The 19762-nt window shown below is 40.0% G+C and carries 18 protein-coding genes; 16 read left to right on the forward strand and 2 right to left on the reverse strand.

The annotated features are described in order from the left end of the window. Positions 1 to 13 precede the first annotated feature (13 nt). The 10 genes from serS to tsf all read left to right on the forward strand — a co-directional run bounded on the left by serS (position 14) and on the right by tsf (position 13704). Positions 14 to 1285, forward strand: a complete 1272-nt coding sequence (serS, locus tag KQI32_RS01430; RefSeq protein ID WP_216423649.1) for a serine--tRNA ligase — start codon at positions 14 to 16, stop codon at positions 1283 to 1285. A 1040-nt stretch (positions 1286 to 2325) separates the two neighbouring features. After that, the gene (gene dnaA, locus KQI32_RS01435; protein ID WP_216423691.1) at positions 2326 to 3645 is read left to right on the forward strand and encodes a chromosomal replication initiator protein DnaA; all 1320 of its coding nucleotides are present in this window, start codon (positions 2326 to 2328) and stop codon (positions 3643 to 3645) included. Between the two features lie 271 nt (positions 3646 to 3916). After that, on the forward strand, positions 3917 to 5023 hold the full coding sequence (dnaN, locus tag KQI32_RS01440) for a DNA polymerase III subunit beta (protein WP_216423650.1): 1107 nt from the start codon (positions 3917 to 3919) through the stop codon (positions 5021 to 5023). Continuing rightward, the gene (locus KQI32_RS01445) at positions 5016 to 5240 is read left to right on the forward strand and encodes an RNA-binding S4 domain-containing protein (RefSeq protein ID WP_216423651.1); all 225 of its coding nucleotides are present in this window, start codon (positions 5016 to 5018) and stop codon (positions 5238 to 5240) included. Before dnaN ends, KQI32_RS01445 begins: the two co-directional genes overlap by 8 nt. Continuing rightward, the gene (recF, locus tag KQI32_RS01450; RefSeq protein WP_216423652.1) at positions 5237 to 6331 is read left to right on the forward strand and encodes a DNA replication/repair protein RecF; all 1095 of its coding nucleotides are present in this window, start codon (positions 5237 to 5239) and stop codon (positions 6329 to 6331) included. Before KQI32_RS01445 ends, recF begins: the two co-directional genes overlap by 4 nt. 10 nt (positions 6332 to 6341) lie before the next feature. After that, positions 6342 to 6614 carry an extracellular matrix regulator RemB gene (gene remB, locus KQI32_RS01455; RefSeq protein WP_216423653.1) on the forward strand — a complete coding sequence of 91 codons (273 nt, stop codon included), beginning with the start codon at positions 6342 to 6344 and terminating at the stop codon, positions 6612 to 6614. 417 nt (positions 6615 to 7031) lie between these two features. After that, positions 7032 to 8969, forward strand: coding sequence for a DNA topoisomerase (ATP-hydrolyzing) subunit B (gene gyrB / locus KQI32_RS01460; protein ID WP_216423654.1), 1938 nt, complete (start codon positions 7032 to 7034; stop codon positions 8967 to 8969). 84 nt (positions 8970 to 9053) lie between these two features. Beyond that, positions 9054 to 11546, forward strand: coding sequence for a DNA gyrase subunit A (gene gyrA / locus KQI32_RS01465; RefSeq protein ID WP_216423655.1), 2493 nt, complete (start codon positions 9054 to 9056; stop codon positions 11544 to 11546). Between the two features lie 312 nt (positions 11547 to 11858). Continuing rightward, positions 11859 to 12599: a 30S ribosomal protein S2 gene (gene rpsB, locus KQI32_RS01470; RefSeq protein ID WP_216423656.1), complete on the forward strand. Its 741-nt coding sequence runs from the start codon at positions 11859 to 11861 to the stop codon at positions 12597 to 12599. 208 nt (positions 12600 to 12807) lie between these two features. Then, the gene (gene tsf / locus KQI32_RS01475; RefSeq protein ID WP_216423657.1) at positions 12808 to 13704 is read left to right on the forward strand and encodes a translation elongation factor Ts; all 897 of its coding nucleotides are present in this window, start codon (positions 12808 to 12810) and stop codon (positions 13702 to 13704) included. Positions 13705 to 13902: 198 nt separating this feature from the next. Here tsf and KQI32_RS01480 read toward each other — a convergent pair whose 3' ends face one another. After that, positions 13903 to 14274, reverse strand: a complete 372-nt coding sequence (locus KQI32_RS01480; protein WP_216423658.1) for a VOC family protein — start codon at positions 14272 to 14274, stop codon at positions 13903 to 13905. A gap of 390 nt (positions 14275 to 14664) precedes the next feature. Here KQI32_RS01480 and pyrH point away from each other — a divergent pair, with 390 nt between their 5' ends. The 6 genes from pyrH (at position 14665) to KQI32_RS01510 (ending at position 18536) form a co-directional block, all read left to right on the forward strand. Next, on the forward strand, positions 14665 to 15408 hold the full coding sequence (gene pyrH / locus KQI32_RS01485) for a UMP kinase (protein WP_216423659.1): 744 nt from the start codon (positions 14665 to 14667) through the stop codon (positions 15406 to 15408). A 39-nt stretch (positions 15409 to 15447) separates the two neighbouring features. After that, positions 15448 to 16002 carry a ribosome recycling factor gene (gene frr, locus KQI32_RS01490; RefSeq protein WP_177692042.1) on the forward strand — a complete coding sequence of 185 codons (555 nt, stop codon included), beginning with the start codon at positions 15448 to 15450 and terminating at the stop codon, positions 16000 to 16002. Positions 16003 to 16068: 66 nt separating this feature from the next. Beyond that, on the forward strand, positions 16069 to 16437 hold the full coding sequence (locus KQI32_RS01495; RefSeq protein WP_216423660.1) for a CidA/LrgA family protein: 369 nt from the start codon (positions 16069 to 16071) through the stop codon (positions 16435 to 16437). A gap of 1 nt (position 16438) precedes the next feature. Beyond that, a complete protein-coding gene (locus tag KQI32_RS01500; RefSeq protein WP_216423661.1) occupies positions 16439 to 17116 on the forward strand; it encodes an LrgB family protein in 678 nt (225 codons plus the stop codon). A gap of 12 nt (positions 17117 to 17128) precedes the next feature. Further along, positions 17129 to 17638 carry a pyridoxamine 5'-phosphate oxidase family protein gene (locus KQI32_RS01505; protein WP_216423662.1) on the forward strand — a complete coding sequence of 170 codons (510 nt, stop codon included), beginning with the start codon at positions 17129 to 17131 and terminating at the stop codon, positions 17636 to 17638. 31 nt (positions 17639 to 17669) lie between these two features. Further along, entirely contained in the window at positions 17670 to 18536 is an 867-nt protein-coding gene (locus tag KQI32_RS01510) for a DUF362 domain-containing protein (RefSeq protein WP_216423663.1), read from the forward strand. Positions 18537 to 18593: 57 nt separating this feature from the next. Here KQI32_RS01510 and KQI32_RS01515 read toward each other — a convergent pair whose 3' ends face one another. Next, complete coding sequence (locus tag KQI32_RS01515) at positions 18594 to 19745, reverse strand: hypothetical protein (protein WP_216423664.1); 1152 nt, start codon at positions 19743 to 19745, stop codon at positions 18594 to 18596. Positions 19746 to 19762 lie beyond the last annotated feature (17 nt).

Genomic DNA, 19762 nt, shown 5'->3' on the forward strand with positions numbered 1-19762 from the left:
TAGGAGGTTTGTCATGTTTGACATCAAATTGATCCGGGAGGATGTGGAACGGGTTCGCAAATTGGTTTCCACGAAAAAAGACAACTCCACTGATCTGGATAGAATTTTAGAATTGGATACGAAAAGAAGAGATATTACTTTTCAGGTTGAAAATTTAAAGAGTAAACAAAATATGGTTTCAAAAGAGATTCCAAGATTAAAAAAAGAAGGTAAGGATGTTTCTTCTGTTTTACAGGAAATGAAAGATTTATCCGATAAAATAAAAGAGGATGATAAAGTTCTTTCGGAGATCGAATCCGAACTGAAGGATCTTTTACTTCGGGTTCCGAATCTTCCCCACGAATCCGTCCCCATCGGAGATTCCGATGAGGATAATGTGGAAGTCAGAAAATGGGGCGATGTAAAAGATTTCTCTTTTGAGCCGAAGGCTCACTGGGATATCGGAGAAAAATTAAATATTCTCGATCCAACCCGCGCAGCCAAGGTAACAGGCTCCCGCTTCACCTTTTATAAAGGACTTGGAGCCAAACTGGAAAGAGCTATCATCAATTTCTTTTTGGATACCCATACCAAAAGCGGATATGAAGAAGTTTTCCCCCCTTTTATGGTAAACCGCGATTCTCTGACTGGTACCGGACAACTTCCAAAATTTGAAGAGGATGTCTTTAAACTGGAGGGAATGGATTATTTCCTGATTCCCACAGCAGAGGTTCCTGTAACCAACCTGTATCGGGATGAAATCCTGTCTGCAGATCAGCTTCCTTTAAAACATGTGGCTTACTCAGCCTGCTTTCGTTCAGAAGCTGGCAGCGCCGGGAGAGATACCCGCGGCTTAATCCGCCAGCATCAGTTCAATAAAGTGGAATTGGTGAAATTCGCAACACCGGAATCCTCTTATGAAGAACTTGAAAAACTAACAAGAGATGCGGAGCTTGTTCTTCAGCTTCTTGGTCTTCCCTACCGTGTTGTGTCAATCTGTACCGGTGATTTGGGCTTCACCGCGGCGAAGAAATATGATATAGAAGTATATATGCCAAGTTACGGCAGATATGTGGAGATTTCCTCCTGCTCCAATTTTGAAGATTTTCAGGCCAGAAGAGCAAATATCAAATACAAAGAAAATCCCAAGGATAAGGCGAAACTTGTTCACACCCTAAATGGTTCGGGTGTTGCTATCGGAAGAACGGTTGCAGCGATTTTGGAGAATTATCAGAATGAGGACGGCAGTGTCACCATTCCGGAAGTTTTGGTGCCTTACATGCATGGAATCACTGAAATAAAATAAAGTTTTACACATATTTTTCATGACTTTTCCCACGAAACGGTGGAAAAGTCATGAAATTTCCCTGTTTATCCGCATTTCGGAGTGTCAAAAACTTTATTTTCCTATATTTAAATTGATAACCATTTTTTTGAATTCAATTGGCAGATTGTCCAAAATAATCTTTGATTTTTATAGAATCTTCTCAATGAAAAACTTTTTTTATTTTTTGCTTGACAATCTTGTAATAAATGAGAAAAAGCTACATTTAAAAAATATCTTGATTTATCAGGTTTTAAAAAGTTTTTCACATGTTACGAAAATAATAGTATTATGTAAATAAAAAAAACTGAGCAATCCTTTGAAAACAGTGTTTTTCATGTTTTCCACTGATTTATTTAAGATTTTCCACCGATTTCGTGGAAAAGTAATTTTTCTTACAGAAAGCAGATATTCTCTGACTTAAATTTTTTTACATGAAGTTTACATAAAGATAATACTTTTTTTGATATGGTGTTTTCTGAGTAGAATAAGATTCTTATTTTTGAATTATTTGGAATCGAAAACAAATTTTAAAAAAAGAAAAAAGTCGAAAGAAAGAAAAAAATTATTTTCCACTTTATTTGTTTTATGTTAACTTATCGAAAGAGGCTAATTACTTTAGTTCCCTAAGAATCAAAGTTATCCACTGTTTTTAAGACATTTTTCCACCGATTTTGTGGATAACCCTTAAACCTTTCGTACAAAAGGGATAAAATGATTTTATTATGCCGCTTATTTCTTTACATAATGAACAGACCAACGAAAATTTAAATATTCCTATTTTTCGTTTTATGATATATAATTGATTTTTTCTGTCAATTGATTATATATGATAAAATGAAAAGAGAATTGGTTGAAAGAGTCATTTTTTATTACGTACAGAATGTATCTATTATCCACATAAATAGTGGATAACCTTGCTTTTTTATGTGCGTAACTTCTCTATTTCTATCCGTTCTCTCATAAACTTAAGAAAAAAGAGGTGGATAAATGTGCGAAATCCAGTTGACCTATGGAACGAGATGCTCTCTATCATAGAGAAGGAAGTATCTCCCCTGGGATTTGAAACTTGGATTAAAACGATTAAACCATATCGTTTTCAAAATCAAAATTTAATTCTCACCGTCCCATTGGAATGGAATAAGGATATGATTGAAAAGAGATATCTGCTTCTGATCAAAAACGCCCTTATTCTTCTTGCCGGAAATGACTGCAGTGTTGAAATTTTAGTGGAGGATGAGGCACAGAACTTACTTGAGGAAGATATGGCGTCGCCGGAAGATTTTTCAGGCGATATTCAAAAGATACAGGAACTTTCCAATTTAAATCCAAAATATACATTTTCCTCTTTCGTTATAGGTGAATCAAACAGGCTTGCCTGTGCTGCCGCACAAGCAGTCAGTGAAAAGCCGGCTGAGAGCTATAATCCTCTCTTTCTGTACGGGGATGTAGGGCTTGGTAAAACCCATCTGATGCACGCTATCGGAAACAGCATTTTAAAGAATAATAAGGAAGCGAAAATACTTTATATTACAAGTGAGATGTTTATCAACGATCTTGTAAACGCTATCAAGGACAATAAAAATGAAGAATTTCGCAATAAATACCGTAATCTGGACGTTTTGATGGTAGATGACATCCAATTTATCGGAAGCAAAGAATTAATGCAGCAGGAATTTTTTCACACCTTTAATCATCTGCACCAATCCAATAAACAGATTATCCTTTCCTCCGACCGGCCTCCGAAAGATATCAGTACTTTGGAAAGCCGCCTGAGATCCCGTTTTGAGTGGGGGCTTATCTGTGATATCAAACAGCCTGATTATGAGACCAGAGTGGCGATTTTAAAGAAAAAGGTACAGACCGACCATCTGGATATATCGGATGACATTCTCACCTTTATCGCGGAGAGAGTGAAATCCAATATAAGAGAACTGGAAGGGGTTTTAAACAGACTGACAGCTTACAGCCAGCTGACAAAAATGCCTATCACCAAGGATATGGTTCAGGATATGATAAAGGATATCACAGAGACAAAGGTAAACCGAGTTGTCAATGTGGATACCATTATTCTGGAGACTGCAAATTATTTTGATATGGATCCCAAAGAATTGAAATCCAAAACACGGAAGCAGGAAGTGGTTAATGTCCGTCAGATCGCTATGTATATTATAAGGGAATTAACCGGGCTTTCCTATAAAAAAATAGGAGAGGATTTCAGCGGAAGGGATCACACAACCGTTATGAGTTCCATCAATAAGGTAGAAGATCAAATCAATGAAGATGAGAATTTAAAAAATAATATTGAAGAAATTATCTCAAATATTAAAAATATGATGTGATAGATTTTCAACACAAAAAATTATCTTTCCACGTGGAAAGCGGTGTGTTTTGTGGATATTTATTGATTGCCACAGATTATCCAAAATACTTTTTTGTGAACACACATTATTATACCCATTTATAAAATTGACAACTTCATCCCATTCATAGCTTTCCGCGATTTTCTACTTATACACATAACTCTATTACTAATACTACTATAGAAATATAAAAATAATATATATCATGATCATAATGATTTATTTTTTTAAAATGAAAGGAGTTTTTCATTTGAAATTTTCATGCGACAAACAGATTTTAACAGAAAATATTTCTGTGGTTTTAAAAGCGGTTTCCCCAAAGAGTAACTATCCTTTGCTGGAAGGTATTTACATGAAGGTGACACCAAACAATGTAAAAATGCTTGGAAATGATTTTGAGATTGCAATTGAAAGTAATTTTGAAGCGCAGACGGAAGAAGACGGCGAGATTGTTTTAAACGCAAGAATGCTGTTTGAAATCGTTCGGAAACTTCCAGATGGAATTATCACAATCTCCAGCGATGAAAATCTGAAAACTACTATTTTTTCAGAAAAAGCGAAATATGAGATATTCGGTTTGAACGCCTCCGAATATCCAGCTATTGATTCCTTTGATTCGGAACAAAAATTCTCTATTTCCAAGCTGCAGTTAAAGAGTATTATCCGTCAGACGGCCTTTTCCATCGGAACCAACGAAAACAAAATAACATTTACCGGAGCCTATTTTGAGGTAAACGGAGACGTGCTGAAAGTGGTTGCCCTTGACGGTTACCGTATGGCATATCGGAAAGAAAACATCAGCAACACGTTACTAAACAGTAATTTCATTATCCCAGGGAAGACATTGAACGAACTCTCCAAGATTTTAAATGACAAGGAAGAGGAAGTTGAAATCTGTTTTTCCGATAAAAAGGCAACCATAAAAATTGACAATTATGTTGTGTATTCCAGGCTGATTGAAGGGGAATTTTTCAACTATGAACACATTATTCCCACAGTATCTGATTTGACGGTTACAACGGATACAAAAGATATTATCAATGCAATCGAAAGAACCTCTCTTTTGATTACAACCGATTCGAAAAGCCCGGTAAAGATGGATATCACAGAAAATAATATTTATATGAGCTGTATTTCGCGGATTGGAAAAGCGGAGGATAGTTTTTTCTGTGAAACGGAAGGAAATAATCTGGAAATTGGATTCAATCATAAATATTTATTAGATGCCCTGAAGGCATGCGAATGTGAAAAAATAAAAATGCAGTTTACCACCTCGTTAAGTCCTTTGGTGATTGTCCCCATAGAGGGAGATTCTTTTCTGTATCTGGTACTCCCTGTGAGGCTGAAAAATGAATAGTAAGGGCATTCAAATCAAGACAGAATTTATAAAATTAGATTCTCTTTTAAAATGGGCGGATCTGGTTCAATCAGGCGGAATGGCAAAGGAGATCATACAGGAAGGTTTGGTTCATCTAAACGGTGAGATCTGTACAATGAGGGGAAAAAAAATCCGCAGCGGGGATTGTGTGACGGTTTCTTTAAACGGGAAAACCGTTACGCTGGATGTCAAATGAAAATAGAAAGTATCACATTGCACAATTTTCGAAATTATGCGGATGAATCGATCCTTATGGGAGATGGGATCAACATCTTTTATGGGGAAAATGCCCAGGGAAAGACGAATATTCTGGAGGCGGTATACCTTTTTTCATCCGCAAAATCTCACAGAGGAGCAAAAGATAAAGAATTGATACGCTTTTCCAGCCCGGAAGCACAGATTTCTATGAAGTTTTACTCCCAGCAAAGATCGCAGGAAGCAAAGATGTATTTTTATCAAAATAAAAACAAGCAGCTTTTTATCAATGAAATTGAGCAGAAAAAGATAAAGGCACTGCTGGGGATATTTTCTACAGTCATTTTTTCACCGGAGGATTTGGAACTGATCAAGGATGGTCCTGAGGCAAGAAGAAGATTTTTAGATACCGACATTTCACAGCTGCGTCCGAATTATTACAAGATATTAAAAGATTATGGAAGAGTTCTTGAAATGCGGAATAATCTGCTGAAAAAAGAGAAAATAGATAAAGATTTACTGGAAGTTTATAGCATGAAATTGGCCAAATACGGTGCTAAAATTATGATTCATCGTCAATTGTTTATTGACAAAATGAAGCAGAAGGCAAAGGAAATTTATTTTTTTATTTCGGACAAGAAGGAAGAATTGTCAATATCCTATCGCCCCTCTATTGATAAAACTTATGAATTGAAGGAAAAAGAGATCGTACCAAAGTTATATGAGGCGCTTTCCTCCGGCGAGGATATTTTAAGAAGATCCACATTAAAAGGTCCTCATCGGGATGAAGTTATTTTTCTGATCGATGGAAAGGATGCGAAAAGCTATTGTTCACAAGGACAGCAGAGGAGTATTGTTCTTTCGTTAAAACTAGCTGAATTTGTTTTTATGGAAGAGGTTTTGGGAGAATCTCCGGTTCTGCTTCTGGATGATATCTTATCGGAATTGGATGCAAAGCGCCGGGAAAAATTAATCTCCTTTATCAAGGATAATCAAACAATTATCACCTGCACCGACAAGGATTTTTATTATCATCTGGATAAACCGTTTATCGCACGGAAAATTCAGAATGGCAGAGTGATAGGAAAGTAAAGGAATCGTTATGTATCTTCATTTAGGTCAGGATTATATTGTGAAAACAAAGGATATTATTGCTATATTCGATATGGAAAAGACCTCAATTTCACAGATAACCAAAAACTTTTTGAGAAACGCCAGTAAAAAAAATATGGTAACCTATGTCAGCGATGAATTGCCAAAATCTTTTATTGTGCTGAAAAATGAGAAACAGGAGCGCATCTATGTCTCCTCTATTTCCAGCACGACATTGGCTAAGCGGGCATCGCATAAAAAGAAAGGCTTTTTGAATTTATAGAGAAAAAATGTCCCCCGTCTTATTGGGCGGATGATTCCGTTTTTTTCGATGGTGATGAAATCCATCGCCGAAAGGTTTCATGATGGGACACTGCCCCTTCAATAAGGGCTTGTCCCGTTATTCAACGAGGACAAGGGCACTGGACGAAGAGGGAGATTGTAATCCCGCTTCGTGCGGATATGGAACCCGCCACCTAAAGAGGCAGGGGACATCTTGTCCGCAGTTATAACCTCGCTAAGAAAGCATTAGGATTCTTCAATATCAGAACATAGCGGCGCTTATACATCCTACTTGCTGCGAGGGTAAAACATTTTGCAAGGTGATTTTTGCCGCACGTTGTGCGCAAATGTGTTTTTATCTTGTTATAAAATCGAAAGATAACCTCTTTCAAAAATCTGCATGGGAGGCTAAATGAAAATGGAACAGAATGAACATGTATACGACACCGAAGTAAAAAATACATATGATGCCAGTCAGATTCAGGTATTGGAGGGACTGGAGGCTGTCCGAAAACGACCTGGTATGTATATCGGAAGTACCTCCATCCGCGGACTGCATCACTTGGTATATGAAATCGTAGACAACAGCATCGATGAAGCCCTGGCAGGATATTGTACTCATATTGAAGTGACGATCAACAAGGATAATTCCGTTACGGTATCGGATAACGGGCGTGGTATTCCTGTCGGAATACAAGAAAAAACGGGAAAACCAGCTGTGGAAGTTGTATTTACCATTCTGCATGCAGGAGGAAAATTCGGCGGCGATGGGTATAAGGTATCCGGCGGTTTGCACGGCGTTGGCGCTTCTGTTGTAAATGCGCTCTCCACCTATCTGGAGGTAACCGTATACGATGGACAACATATTCATCATCAGAGATATGAGCGCGGCAATGCAACCGGACCTCTGAAGGTGATTGGAGATACTGAAAAAACAGGAACTACAGTCACGTTTATGGCTGATCCTGAAATTTTTGAAGATATTCATTATGAGTATGACACTCTTCTCGCGCGTTTGAGAGAGCAGGCTTTCTTAAATAAAGGAATTCGAATCACTTTTACCGATTTGAGAGAGGAAGAGCCTGTTGTCAACACTATGAAATATGATGGCGGGATCATTGAATATGTAAAATATATCAATCATTCCAAAACACCGCTTCATCCCGATGTCATATATGTGGAGTATGAAAAAGACAGCACTTATGTAGAGATTGCAATGCAATATACGGACTCCTATACAGAAAATATTATCAGTTTTGCAAACAATATACACACAACAGAAGGCGGTATGCATGAAACTGGTTTTAAAGCGGCTTTGACCAGGACGCTGAATGATTACGCAAAAAAAAGCGGTATTCTCAAGGAAAATGACAAAGCATTGAGCGGTGATGATACCAGAGAAGGAATTTCAGCTATCATCAGTGTAAAGGTGATCGAAGCTCAGTTTGAAGGACAGACAAAGACAAAACTTGGAAACAGTGAAGTGCGCGGGGTTGTGGAAACCATGATCTCTGAAAAATTCGGAGACTTTTTACAGGAAAATCCGCAAGTTGCCAGAATTATCATCGATAAGGCGATGACTGCCTCCCGTGCCAGAGAGGCTGCCAGAAAAGCAAGAGAACTAACCAGAAGAAAATCTGCATTGGAATCTTCTACCCTGCCGGGGAAGCTTGCAGATTGCTCTTCAAAGGATACAACCATGACAGAAATTTATATTGTCGAGGGAGACTCCGCAGGAGGAAGTGCAAAGCAAGGAAGAAACCGGGAATATCAAGCTATTTTGCCTCTTTGGGGTAAAATGCTGAACGTGGAAAAAGCTAGAATCGACAGGGTTATCGGAAATGATAAACTGATGCCGGTCATTACGGCATTGGGTGCTGGAATCGGTGATGATTTCAATCTTGATAAATTAAGATACGGTAAAATTATTATTATGGCCGATGCCGATGTGGATGGTTCCCATATCAGGACGCTGCTTTTGACTTTCTTTTTCCGCTATATGAGACCCTTGGTGGAAAAAGGACACGTCTATATTGCACAGCCTCCCCTGTTTAAAGTGACAAAGAACAAAAAAGAGTACTATGCCTATACCGATGCAGACCTCCAAAGAATTTTGGAGGAGGTGGGGAAAGATCAGAATGTTCCGATTCAGCGCTATAAAGGTCTTGGAGAAATGAATCCGGAACAGCTCTGGGAAACCACCATGAATCCGGAAACCAGAATTATTTTGAAAGTCGAACTGGAAGATGCCGTGGAAGCCGACCGCATCTTTACCATCTTAATGGGTGAAGAAGTGGAACCCAGAAGAGAATTTATTGTCACAAATGCAAAATATGTAAAAAATTTAGATGTGTGATAAATAAAATAGATAAGAGAAAAATTCTGGTAAAAAATTCTATGTTTCATATGAAACATTTTCTCGAAATTTGGAGGGTATTTCATGAGTGAATTTGAAAATCAAAAGATAATTCCGGTTGAAATTGTCAAAGAAATGAAAAAATCCTATATCGACTATGCCATGAGTGTTATCGTCAGCCGTGCGCTTCCCGATGTCAGGGATGGATTGAAGCCGGTACATAGGAGAATTTTATATACAATGCATGAAAGCGGACTGTATCCGGATAAAGGATATCGGAAATGTGCCACAACGGTGGGTGACGTACTTGGTAAATATCATCCACACGGAGATGCCGCAGTATATGACAGCATGGTGCGTATGGCACAGGATTTCTCCCTGCGTTATCCCCTCGTTGACGGGCATGGGAATTTTGGTTCGGTAGATGGTGATCCGGCTGCTGCATATCGGTATACCGAGTCAAAAATGGCAAAATTGAGTGTACAAATGCTCAGGGACATTGAAAAAGAAACGGTTGACTTTACACCGAACTATGATGAGAGGCTGAAGGAACCTGTTGTTCTTCCCGCACGTTTTCCCCAGCTTCTTGTGAATGGGTCTTCCGGAATTGCGGTAGGAATGGCAACCAATGTTCCTCCTCATAACTTGAAAGAGGTCATTGACGGCGTGATCGCTTTGATCGATAATCCAGATATTACGATTGAAGAATTGATGGAATATATCAAAGGTCCCGACTTTCCTACCAGTGGTGTTATTATGGGAATGAGCGGAATACGCAGTGCTTATACCACCGGACGGGGTAAAATTATAATTCGGGCAAAGGCGGAAATAGAGGAAGACGGCAATCGGCAGAAAATTATTGTAACGGAAATTCCTTATCAGGTAAACAAAGCACGGCTGATTGAAAAGATTGCGGATTTGGTTAAGGACAAGAGATTGGAAGGAATCTCTGATTTAAGGGATGAATCCGATCGTGATGGTATGCGGATTGTCATAGAACTAAAAAGAGATGCAAATGCCAGCATCGTTTTAAATAATCTGTATAAATTCACACAGATGCAGGAAACCTTCGGAGTTATCATGCTCGCATTGGTTGACAACAAGCCGGCGATATTGAATCTGAAGGAAGTGCTGGAGCATTATCTGAAATTTCAGGAAGATGTCATTGTCAGAAGAACTAAATTCGATTTGAGAAAAGCGGAAGCAAGGGCACACATTCTGGAAGGTCTGCGAATTGCACTGGACAATATTGATGAAATTATCCGAGTTATCCGAAGCAGTTACAATGACGCGAAGGAAAAACTCTGTGAACGGTTTGGGTTGAGTGAGATTCAGGCTCAAGCAATTCTGGATATGCGTCTGGCAAGGCTGCAGGGGTTGGAACGGGATAAAATTGATCAGGAATACGCAGAGTTGGAAGAAAAAATTGCGTATTACAAAAAAATTCTTTCGGACGAAGGTATGGTTCTTGATATCATCAAGGACGAGCTAAACGAGATAAAGGATAAATATGGTGACGAAAGAAGAACTTCGATTTCTTTTGATTACTCCGAAATTGATATGGAAGATTTGATTGATGAGGAAGATGTCGTTATCACATTGACTCATTTTGGGTATGTAAAACGATTGAAAACGGATACCTACCGCGCTCAGAGAAGAGGAGGAAGGGGGATCTCCGGCCTCAGTACCCGGGAGGAGGACTTTGTGGAGGAATTGTTCGTCACTTCCACTCACAATTATATTCTCTTCTTTACCAATATGGGAAGAATGTTTAAACTCAAAGCTTATCAAATTCCGGAGGCCTCCCGAACGGCAAAAGGAATGGCGATTGTAAATCTGCTGGAACTGGAAGCAAATGAAAAAATTACAGCTACCATTCCGCTGAAGGAATTTGAGGATGGAAAATATCTGACAATGGTAACCCGTAAGGGAACCATAAAGAAAACCGGCCTAATGGAATATAATACAAATCGCTCCGGCGGTCTGCGCGCGATTGGGTTAGAGGAAGATGACGAGCTTATTCGGGTAAAACTTACCGATGGAACCAGAGATATTATCATCGGGACACATAAAGGAATGGCGATCCGATTTAATGAGCAGGATGTTCGTCCGATGGGAAGGACGGCGCACGGTGTTCGCGGTATCAAATTGAAAGATAACGATTATGTGGTTGGAGCTTCCTTGGTAAGTGAAGGTGTGGATCTCTTAATTGTATCAGAAAATGGTATGGGAAAACGTACGAACGTAGATGAATACAAAGTTCAGCAGCGTGGAGGAAAGGGCGTCAAAACCTATAAAATTACTGAGAAAACAGGAGATATTGCCGGAATCAAGACGATTGATGACAATCATGATATCATGCTGATTACCTCTGATGGTGTGGTAATTCGCACCGGTGCGAATGAGATATCTACTCTCGGAAGAGATACTTCAGGAGTAAGGCTGATGCGCTTGGCGGAAGATATCAAAGTTGTCGCAATTGCGAGAATAGACAAAGAAGAAGAGGATGTTACCGATGATGCGGAAACAGAATTGTCTGACGGGCAGAAGGAAGAGATAGCAGAGACGGAAGAATAATAGAATGAAATGAAAAGATCTCCAAATGAAAAATGCGGAGATCTTTTTGATTTTAACGGTTAGAGTATAATCCAGGCATTTGATACAAATATTATAGAATACAGAAAATAATTCATATTATTTAAGAGAAAAAGTTATAAATCAAAAAAAGCTTGCATTTCGAAATCTGTTGTGATATAATATTTTAGGTTTAATACGCACATTTCGTGATCTTACAGGCGGTGCTCTGGAAATAATGCTTTGTTTTCAAGGGTTCCTGTAAGAGTTGAGCGGAATGGAGGAAAAAATAATAACCAAACGGAGGATTTTAACATGGGCGTAATTTCGATGAAACAGTTACTGGAAGCAGGTGTTCATTTCGGACATCAGACAAGAAGATGGAATCCGAAAATGGCGGAATACATCTTCACTGAAAGAAATGGAATCTATATTATTGACCTGCAGAAAACCGTAAAGAAAATTGAACAGGCTTATGACTTTATCAGAAGCGTCGCAGAAGAAGGCGGCGATGTTCTGTTCGTCGGCACAAAGAAACAGGCTACCGACTCCATCAAAGAGGAAGCGGAAAGAGTCGGTATGTACTATGTCAACGCAAGATGGTTAGGCGGTATGCTGACCAACTTTAAAACCATTAAAAAGAGAATTGACCGTTTGTTCCAGCTGGAAAAAATGGAAGAGGACGGAACGTTTGATTTGCTGCCGAAAAAGGAAGTTATCAAATTAAAGGCGGAGAGAGAAAAATTAGAGAAATTCCTCGGCGGTATCAAAAATATGAAAAAACTGCCGGCAGCGCTTTTTGTAGTTGACTTGAGAAAAGAAAAAAATGCGATTTTAGAAGCAAAAAAACTGGGTATTCCGGTTGTTGCTATTGTTGATACAAACTGTGATCCGGACGATGTGGATTATGTTATCCCCGGCAACGATGATGCGATTCGGGCCGTAAAATTACTTGCTTCCACAATGGGAAATGCCATTATTGAAGGAAGACAGGGTACGGAAATGTCTGCTGAAGCAGAAAAAAATGAAAAAGAGGAAGAAAAAACCGAAGAGTAAGAAGGATATCCCCTGTTTGCCGGGTTCAATGGATTTTAGGAAACAGGGGATTTTAATAGAAAGATTTCTCACCAGGTATATTTCCGCCTTTTAGGCGGACAGGTTCTGGCTTCACAGCAAGCGGCGACAAGATATCCTCTGCTTGGCGAGATTGAAATATTTTTATAGTTGATTTTTATAATGTATTGAGATATAGGAGGAAATAGCAATGATTACATCTGCTATGGTAAAAGAATTAAGAGAAAAAACCGGCTGCGGTATGATGGACTGTAAAAAAGCCCTGACCGAAGCAAACGGTGATATGGAAAAAGCGATTGAATTATTAAGAGAGAAAGGTCTTGCAGCTTCCGCGAAGAAAGCTGGAAGAATTGCCGCAGAAGGTATTGTATCCGATTATGTGGAAGGTAATGTAGCTTCTGTGATTGAAGTAAACTCCGAAACCGATTTTGTCGGAAAAAATGAAGAGTTCAGAGCTTTTGTGAAAAAGCTGGCCGAGATTGTTGCAAAAGAGAATCCGGCAGATGTAGAAGCTCTTTCCGCATTGAAATACGATGATAAACTGACGGTTGCTGAAATGCTACAGGAAAAAATTCTGACCATCGGTGAGAACATCAAAATCAGAAGATTTGCAAGATTTGAAGGAAATGTAGCAACTTATATCCATGGGGGCGGAAGAATCGGCGTTGTTGTAAATTTTGATTCTGATGTTGCTTCCAATGATGGATTTGGAAGATTTGCAAAAAATATTGCAATGCAGGTTGCCGCTGCAAATCCGACCTATGTGAAAAAAGAGGATGTTCCGGCTGAAGTGATTGACAAGGAGAAAGAAATTCTCATGGCTCAGGCGATTAATGAAGGAAAACCTCAGAATATCGCTGAGAAGATGGTAAACGGCAGAATCGGAAAATATTATAAAGAAGTCTGTCTGGAAGAACAGGAATATATCATCGATACCGACCTGTCCGTAAACAAATATGTGGAGCAGACAGCAAAAGAATTCGGCGGATCCATCAAAATCAAAGAATTTGTCCGGTTTGAAAAGGGCGAAGGTCTGGAAAAAAGAGAGGACAACTTTGCAGAAGAAGTTGCAAGCATGTCCAAATAAAGGATTAATTAGAAAAGGAACACAGAAATGTGTTCCTTTTTTTTCAATAGGGGAAGTATATTGTTCTTTTGGCATTCAACAGGAGAAAAATCTCTAACTGCAAAAAAGAGGATATATTTGTAGAGACAGAAACGTATGGATGGCAGCTTTTGTGCAAAGTTGTGCGGAAAAAAATTGTTTTTGACTGTAATTTATATTTTAATCCGACTCCCTGATTAAAAAATCATTTTTATCATTATCTTTAAATGAAAACATTTTTCCATAGGGAAAAGACATCTTCTCCCCCACTTCTATTTTTTGCGATTGAAAGTGCGTATAAATTTCATCGATATGTTCTGTGCTTAAAATAACCGATGGATGAGAGACATTTGCTTTCGGATTCTGTGCCAGCATAACACCTTTGTCGTAGAGGACAAAGGAAGTCTCCGAAGATTCTTCCGGAGCGACTTCAATCCAGGTTACAGGACCCAAAGTCTGTTCTCTTTTCAGGATAAAACCGCATTGGTCAATCCAGAAATGTTTTGATTGCTGCTGATCCGAAACATAGAGCGTGATTTTTGAGATTTTCATTTGAAATCCTTTCTGTTGGAAAATGATATAACTGCGGGCAAGATGTCCCCCGCCTTTTAAGGCGGCGGATTCCATATCCGCAATCAGCGGGAGTGTAATCTCCCGCTGATTGCGGCACTGCTATGCAGTGCCCTTGTCCTCGTTGAATGACGGGGCAAGCCCTTATTGAACTTTGCTTCTGTGAGTATCCTAAGCGGAAAGGGTAGGAAAGGAGAACGGAAAGAGAAGATAATGTTTCTGAAGACGATGCATATCTTTCATTCCTATTATCTGTTGAGGATGGTAAAATATACGGTACAAAATACCGTTAAAAGAAAATTTAATCTTTTCATTTTGTATAAACTATGATAGAATAGATACAATGAAATATTATGGTTAGGTGGTAGAGAGATGAGCGCAAAATATAACAGAGTACTTTTGAAAGTAAGCGGTGAAGCCCTTGCCACAGAGCAGGGATTTGGTCTGGATTTTCATAAAATCAATAACGTCTGCGAGCAGATCCGGAAACTAGATGAAATGGGCGTAGAGGTAGCTATTGTTGTAGGAGCAGGAAACTTCTGGAGAGGAAGAAACGGTGCGAATATGGACAGAACACGGGCGGATCATATGGGAATGCTCGCAACCACAATCAATGCGCTGGCGATTCTGGATACCTTGGAAAGCATGGATGTACCGGCCAGAGTGCAGACAGGGATTGAAATGAAACAAATAGCGGAACCTTACATTCGAAATAAAGCAATCCGCCATCTGGAAAAAGGAAGAGTTGTTATTTTTGGATGCGGAACAGGCAATCCCTTCTTTTCCACTGATACAGCTGCCGCTTTGCGGGCAGCGGAGATTGAAGCCGATGTCATTCTCCTGGCCAAAAATGTAGACGGTGTGTATGATTCGGATCCCAATATCAATAAGGATGCCGTAAAATACGATTCCATCCGTTATATCGATGTGCTGAACAAGGGATTAAAGGTGATGGATTCCACTGCTATTTCCCTGTGTATGGACAATGATATTCCCATTGAAGTGTTCGGACTGGAACAGCCGGAAAACATCGTCCGGGTTGTGAAAGGAGAAACACTTGGAACATTTGTGGGAAATGAATTGAGGGAATCATTCAGAGGCGAAAAAATGTGTTAAAAAACGCAAAAATTTGCGGATAAAATAGGAGGGTATCAAATGCAAGAAATTTTAAAAGATGTAGAGATTAAAATGGGAAAGACCGTTGATATTTTAGCAAAAGATTTTGCCGCAGTCCGTGCTGGCCGTGCAAATCCTGCTATTTTAGATAAGGTAACCGTGGATTATTATGGAACGGCTACCCCGATTGCGCAGGTGGGAAACATTTCGATTCCCGATGCGAGAACGATTCTGATACAGCCATGGGATGCCAGCATTTTGGGCGATGTGGAAAAAGCGATTCAGAAAGCTGATTTGGGAATCAACCCGAACAACGATGGAAAATGTATCAGATTGTCCATCCCTGCGTTGACAGAGGAACGGCGTAAAGAATTGGTAAAAGATATCCATAAAATTGCCGAAAGCGCCAGGGTATCTATCCGAAATATCCGCCGTGACGGTGTGGATAAGCTAAAGGATATGAAAAAGAAAAGTGAGATTACGGAAGACGATTTGAAGGACGCGGAGGGAAAAGTACAGAAATCTACCGATAAATATGTTAAAGAGGTAGATACTCTGCTTGCTGCAAAAGAAAAAGAAATTTTGACTGTTTAAGAATGTAGAGTACCTCAAAAGAGGTACTCTTCTTTCCATATTTTAAAAATAAAAAGGTTTGAAAAAATGAAAGTAATTTTACAGATTGGTATTGTTTTAGGGATCTGTTTTTTGGGGGAAGGGATCGAAAAACTTCTCCCCTTCCCTTTTCCTTCCAGTGTTATCAGCATAATTCTATTGTTTGTTCTACTTTGCTCCGGATGCGTGAAGCAGAAGCATGTGAAAGAAAAGAGTGATTTTTTACTACAGAACATGGCTTTTTTCTTTATTCCGGCAGGTGTTGGAATTCTGTCAAATTATGATGCTCTGAAAGGCAGTATTTTGCCGTTGTTTGCAGTTTGTTTGCTGACAACAGTAATTACATTCACTGTGACTGCTTTTACGGTAAAAGGCGTTATACAGATTCAGAAAGCGAAGCGGAAAAAGGAGGATTAAAATGACAGAGTTTACCCAGTCTCCTCTTTTTGGTATTGTACTCTCTATCTTTGCCTATGAATTTGGGGTACAGTTAAACCGAAAATTGAGAACGCCGGTTGCGAACCCATTGCTTATCGCGATTACGCTGATTATTTTGGTGTTAAATATCTTCCATATTCCTGTGGAATCCTATCAGCAGGGAGGAAATATCATATCCCTGTTTCTCGGTCCGGCCACCGCGGTATTGGCGGTTTCCGTTTACAGTCAGTTGGAAACGCTGAAAAAGAATCTTCTCCCAATCATAGCGGGATGCCTTGCTGGGGCAATCGCATCGATGGGAAGTGCATTGCTTTTATGCAAGGCTTTCGGCCTTGATGATAAACTGGTGGCATCTATGATTCCAAAATCCGTGACGACACCTATTGCAATGGAAGTCAGCAAAAATCTTGGAGGAATTGTACCGATTACGATAGCAGCGGTAATTGTGACCGGAATTATGGGCGCGGTATTGGCACCGACCCTGATTCGATTGCTTAAAGTAGACAATTCTGTGGCGGCAGGTGTTGCGATCGGAGCAAGCTCGCATGCGGTCGGAACTTCAAAAGCGATTGAGATAGGAGAGACAGAAGGGGCAATGAGCGGGATTGCCATTGGGATCTCTGGTATTATCACAGTGGTTCTTTCGATGTTTCTTTAGGAGGATAATGCAATGAACGAGATGAGAAGAAAAGACAGGAAGATGGATGAAGATTTTGCGTGGAGTGTGTTTGACCGATCGGACTGCCAGGTTCTTGCCACCGTAAATAAAGACGGCACACCCTATGCGGTTCCTCTCTCCTGTGCCAGAATTGGAAAAGATATTTATTTTCATTGTGCCAAAGAGGGGCAAAAGATAGAAAATATGATAAACCAAGAGGATGTATGCATCACGGCAGTTGGAGAGATTCATATACCGACCGGGAAATTTACAACCGAATTTGAATCCTGCATTCTGTGCGGGAAGGCATCTTTTGTGGAGGGGGCGGAGGAAAAAAAGGAGGCGCTGCGTGCCATCTGCATGAGATACACACCGGAGAATATGAACCGTTTTGAAGAGGCGATCGAAAAAAGCATGAAGATCACCGCAATTGTGAAAATAGAGATATGCACTGTTTCCGGAAAAAGGAAGAAATATGGTAAAGACGGAAAAGAATTAAAATTCAGAGAGGCGGATAAATAGAAAAAATATGTTGTGGAAAGGAAGAAAAGGTATGGAAAAAGCAAAGGTTTATTTTACCGATGAAATTGCGCCGGAAGCGGTTATCAAACTTTATCAGGCGCTGGGCGCCCGCCTTCCGGGAAAGGTTGCGGTAAAGGTGCATTCCGGCGAGGCGGGAAATCAGAATTTTATAAGGCCGCCCTTTTTTGCGCCGATGATAAACCTTGTTGATGGAACGATTGTGGAGTGTAATACAGCGTATGAGGGAAAGCGGAATACCACAAAAGCGCATTGGGAAACCATGAAAGCGCACGGCTGGACGGATATTTCCTCTGTGGATATAATGGATGAGGAAGGAGAATTCACCCTTCCGGTGGAAAACGGAAAACAGATCCCAATCAATTATGTTGGAGATCATTTAAAAAATTATGATTCCATGCTGGTGCTGTCCCATTTCAAAGGACATCCAATGGGGGGATTCGGCGGCGCCATCAAAAATATTTCCATCGGGATCGCTTCCGCCCACGGAAAAGCATATATCCACGGAGCGGGAGATCCCGAAAAACTGTGGACGGCGGATCATGATTCCTTTCTGGAATCTATGGCGGACGCCGCAAAGTCAATCGTCTCTTATTTTAATGGTAAAATGGCCTTTATCAATGTCATGTGCAACATGTCTGTAGACTGTGACTGCTGTGCAGTGGCGGAGGATCCAGCCATTGCGGATATCGGCATACTCGCCTCCCTGGATCCGGTAGCGTTGGATCAGGCCTGTGTGGATCTTGTGTATCAGTCGGAGGATCCGGGGAAGCCGCATCTCATTGAACGAATTGAATCAAGAAACGGAATTCATACGGTTGAGGCGGCGGAAGCGCTTGGCTTTGGATCGAGAGAATATGAATTGATCCATATATTATAAAGAAAAGAGCCGGAGCAGCGTCAGAAAAGATGCTTCGGCTTTTGCTTTTTCATATCCTTAAGTGTCAAACTCGTAAAGATACAATATTTTGTCATCAGGGGAATACTGTACAATGATATAATTGGGGGAATATGTGTTCGGTCCGGGAATTTTAAAATTCATTGCACGCTCATTATAAAAACAGTAATAGCCGTTTTCCAATGCCGGTATTTCGGAATGAGTATAGCCGTCATCATTATATTCGGAATTTACATCACCATACAGATAAGAATAGCTTTCTTCATCGATCCGTTTCCAGTTTCCGTTGTTTTTGATATCCGTCTCTATCTTTTCGATTTCCGATCCGGTCAAATGATATTGCATAATACATTCGCCGTCCCCAAGAAAGCCGTCGTGGGTATCCTTTAGCTCATCCGGTTTTCTGTCGGGAATATATATCTGCATTTTGGAGCTGTATCGGTACTTATCTATGTAACCGGTTTTCAATATATAGGGAATATTGTACTGCACATTGTCAACCGAAAGAGTGTTTTCATCGATCCATACCAGATCATATTCTTCTCCGAAGCGGCCGTAACGCAAGCGTTTTTCTTCAGCCTTAAATGTACCGATGCCTATAAATACGTCTTTTTTGATATTACGTACATATAAACAAGTGTCACCGCCCAATGCGCCCTGATCGGATGAGACCGCCCATGCACAATAAGCTTCATCCGGTGAAGTTACGGTCTGTAGGATCGTATTTGAACCAAAATTACTGAAAAGCAGCATAATATACAGAAAAAACACACAAGGAACTGACAGAACAGCGGTCAAAATGCCTGCCGCGATCCGGATACCTTTTTTCTTTACCGAACTGAAAAATATAATAAGGGCGCATATCATAAAAACGGAAGATATAACCACATAGCAGAAGTTATGGGGTTCAATGTATTCCGGATTGAAATCAAGCACAAAGCCTGATGATATGACAAAAACAAGGGCAAACAGTGGCATAAGAGCCCCGAAAACAGCTGACAGCTTGCTGTTTCCCGCTCTGTTTCTGAGTGAAAAAACAGTCGCCGTGACGGCGCCGGCAATACAAAAAAGAAGGAATAATCCATAATTGACAGGCTGAAAAAGATAGTCTATGGCGTACAGAAAAATATTGATTGCCGAGAAAACAAGCAGGATCATTGCCAAAATGACATTGGTATTTTCTTTTTTCATGATCTTTTTTCTCTCTT

Origin of the sequence: Acetivibrio sp. MSJd-27 (assembly GCF_018918095.1) — a bacterium.
Lineage (GTDB): Bacteria > Bacillota > Clostridia > UMGS1840 > HGM11507 > HGM11507.

Excerpts from the sequence above, each read along its gene's own strand:
- serS (WP_216423649.1), top strand. The coding sequence starts at position 14 with ATGTTTGACATCAAATTGATCCGGGAGGATGTGGAACGGGTTCGCAAA.
- dnaA (WP_216423691.1), top strand. The coding sequence starts at position 2,326 with ATGCTCTCTATCATAGAGAAGGAAGTATCTCCCCTGGGATTTGAAACT.
- KQI32_RS01445 (WP_216423651.1), top strand. The coding sequence starts at position 5,016 with ATGAATAGTAAGGGCATTCAAATCAAGACAGAATTTATAAAATTAGAT.
- recF (WP_216423652.1), top strand. The coding sequence starts at position 5,237 with ATGAAAATAGAAAGTATCACATTGCACAATTTTCGAAATTATGCGGAT.
- remB (WP_216423653.1), top strand. The coding sequence starts at position 6,342 with ATGTATCTTCATTTAGGTCAGGATTATATTGTGAAAACAAAGGATATT.
- gyrB (WP_216423654.1), top strand. The coding sequence starts at position 7,032 with ATGGAACAGAATGAACATGTATACGACACCGAAGTAAAAAATACATAT.
- gyrA (WP_216423655.1), top strand. The coding sequence starts at position 9,054 with ATGAGTGAATTTGAAAATCAAAAGATAATTCCGGTTGAAATTGTCAAA.
- rpsB (WP_216423656.1), top strand. The coding sequence starts at position 11,859 with ATGGGCGTAATTTCGATGAAACAGTTACTGGAAGCAGGTGTTCATTTC.
- tsf (WP_216423657.1), top strand. The coding sequence starts at position 12,808 with ATGATTACATCTGCTATGGTAAAAGAATTAAGAGAAAAAACCGGCTGC.
- KQI32_RS01480 (WP_216423658.1), bottom strand. The coding sequence starts at position 14,274 with ATGAAAATCTCAAAAATCACGCTCTATGTTTCGGATCAGCAGCAATCA.
- pyrH (WP_216423659.1), top strand. The coding sequence starts at position 14,665 with ATGAGCGCAAAATATAACAGAGTACTTTTGAAAGTAAGCGGTGAAGCC.
- frr (WP_177692042.1), top strand. The coding sequence starts at position 15,448 with ATGCAAGAAATTTTAAAAGATGTAGAGATTAAAATGGGAAAGACCGTT.
- KQI32_RS01495 (WP_216423660.1), top strand. The coding sequence starts at position 16,069 with ATGAAAGTAATTTTACAGATTGGTATTGTTTTAGGGATCTGTTTTTTG.
- KQI32_RS01500 (WP_216423661.1), top strand. The coding sequence starts at position 16,439 with ATGACAGAGTTTACCCAGTCTCCTCTTTTTGGTATTGTACTCTCTATC.
- KQI32_RS01505 (WP_216423662.1), top strand. The coding sequence starts at position 17,129 with ATGAACGAGATGAGAAGAAAAGACAGGAAGATGGATGAAGATTTTGCG.
- KQI32_RS01510 (WP_216423663.1), top strand. The coding sequence starts at position 17,670 with ATGGAAAAAGCAAAGGTTTATTTTACCGATGAAATTGCGCCGGAAGCG.
- KQI32_RS01515 (WP_216423664.1), bottom strand. The coding sequence starts at position 19,745 with ATGAAAAAAGAAAATACCAATGTCATTTTGGCAATGATCCTGCTTGTT.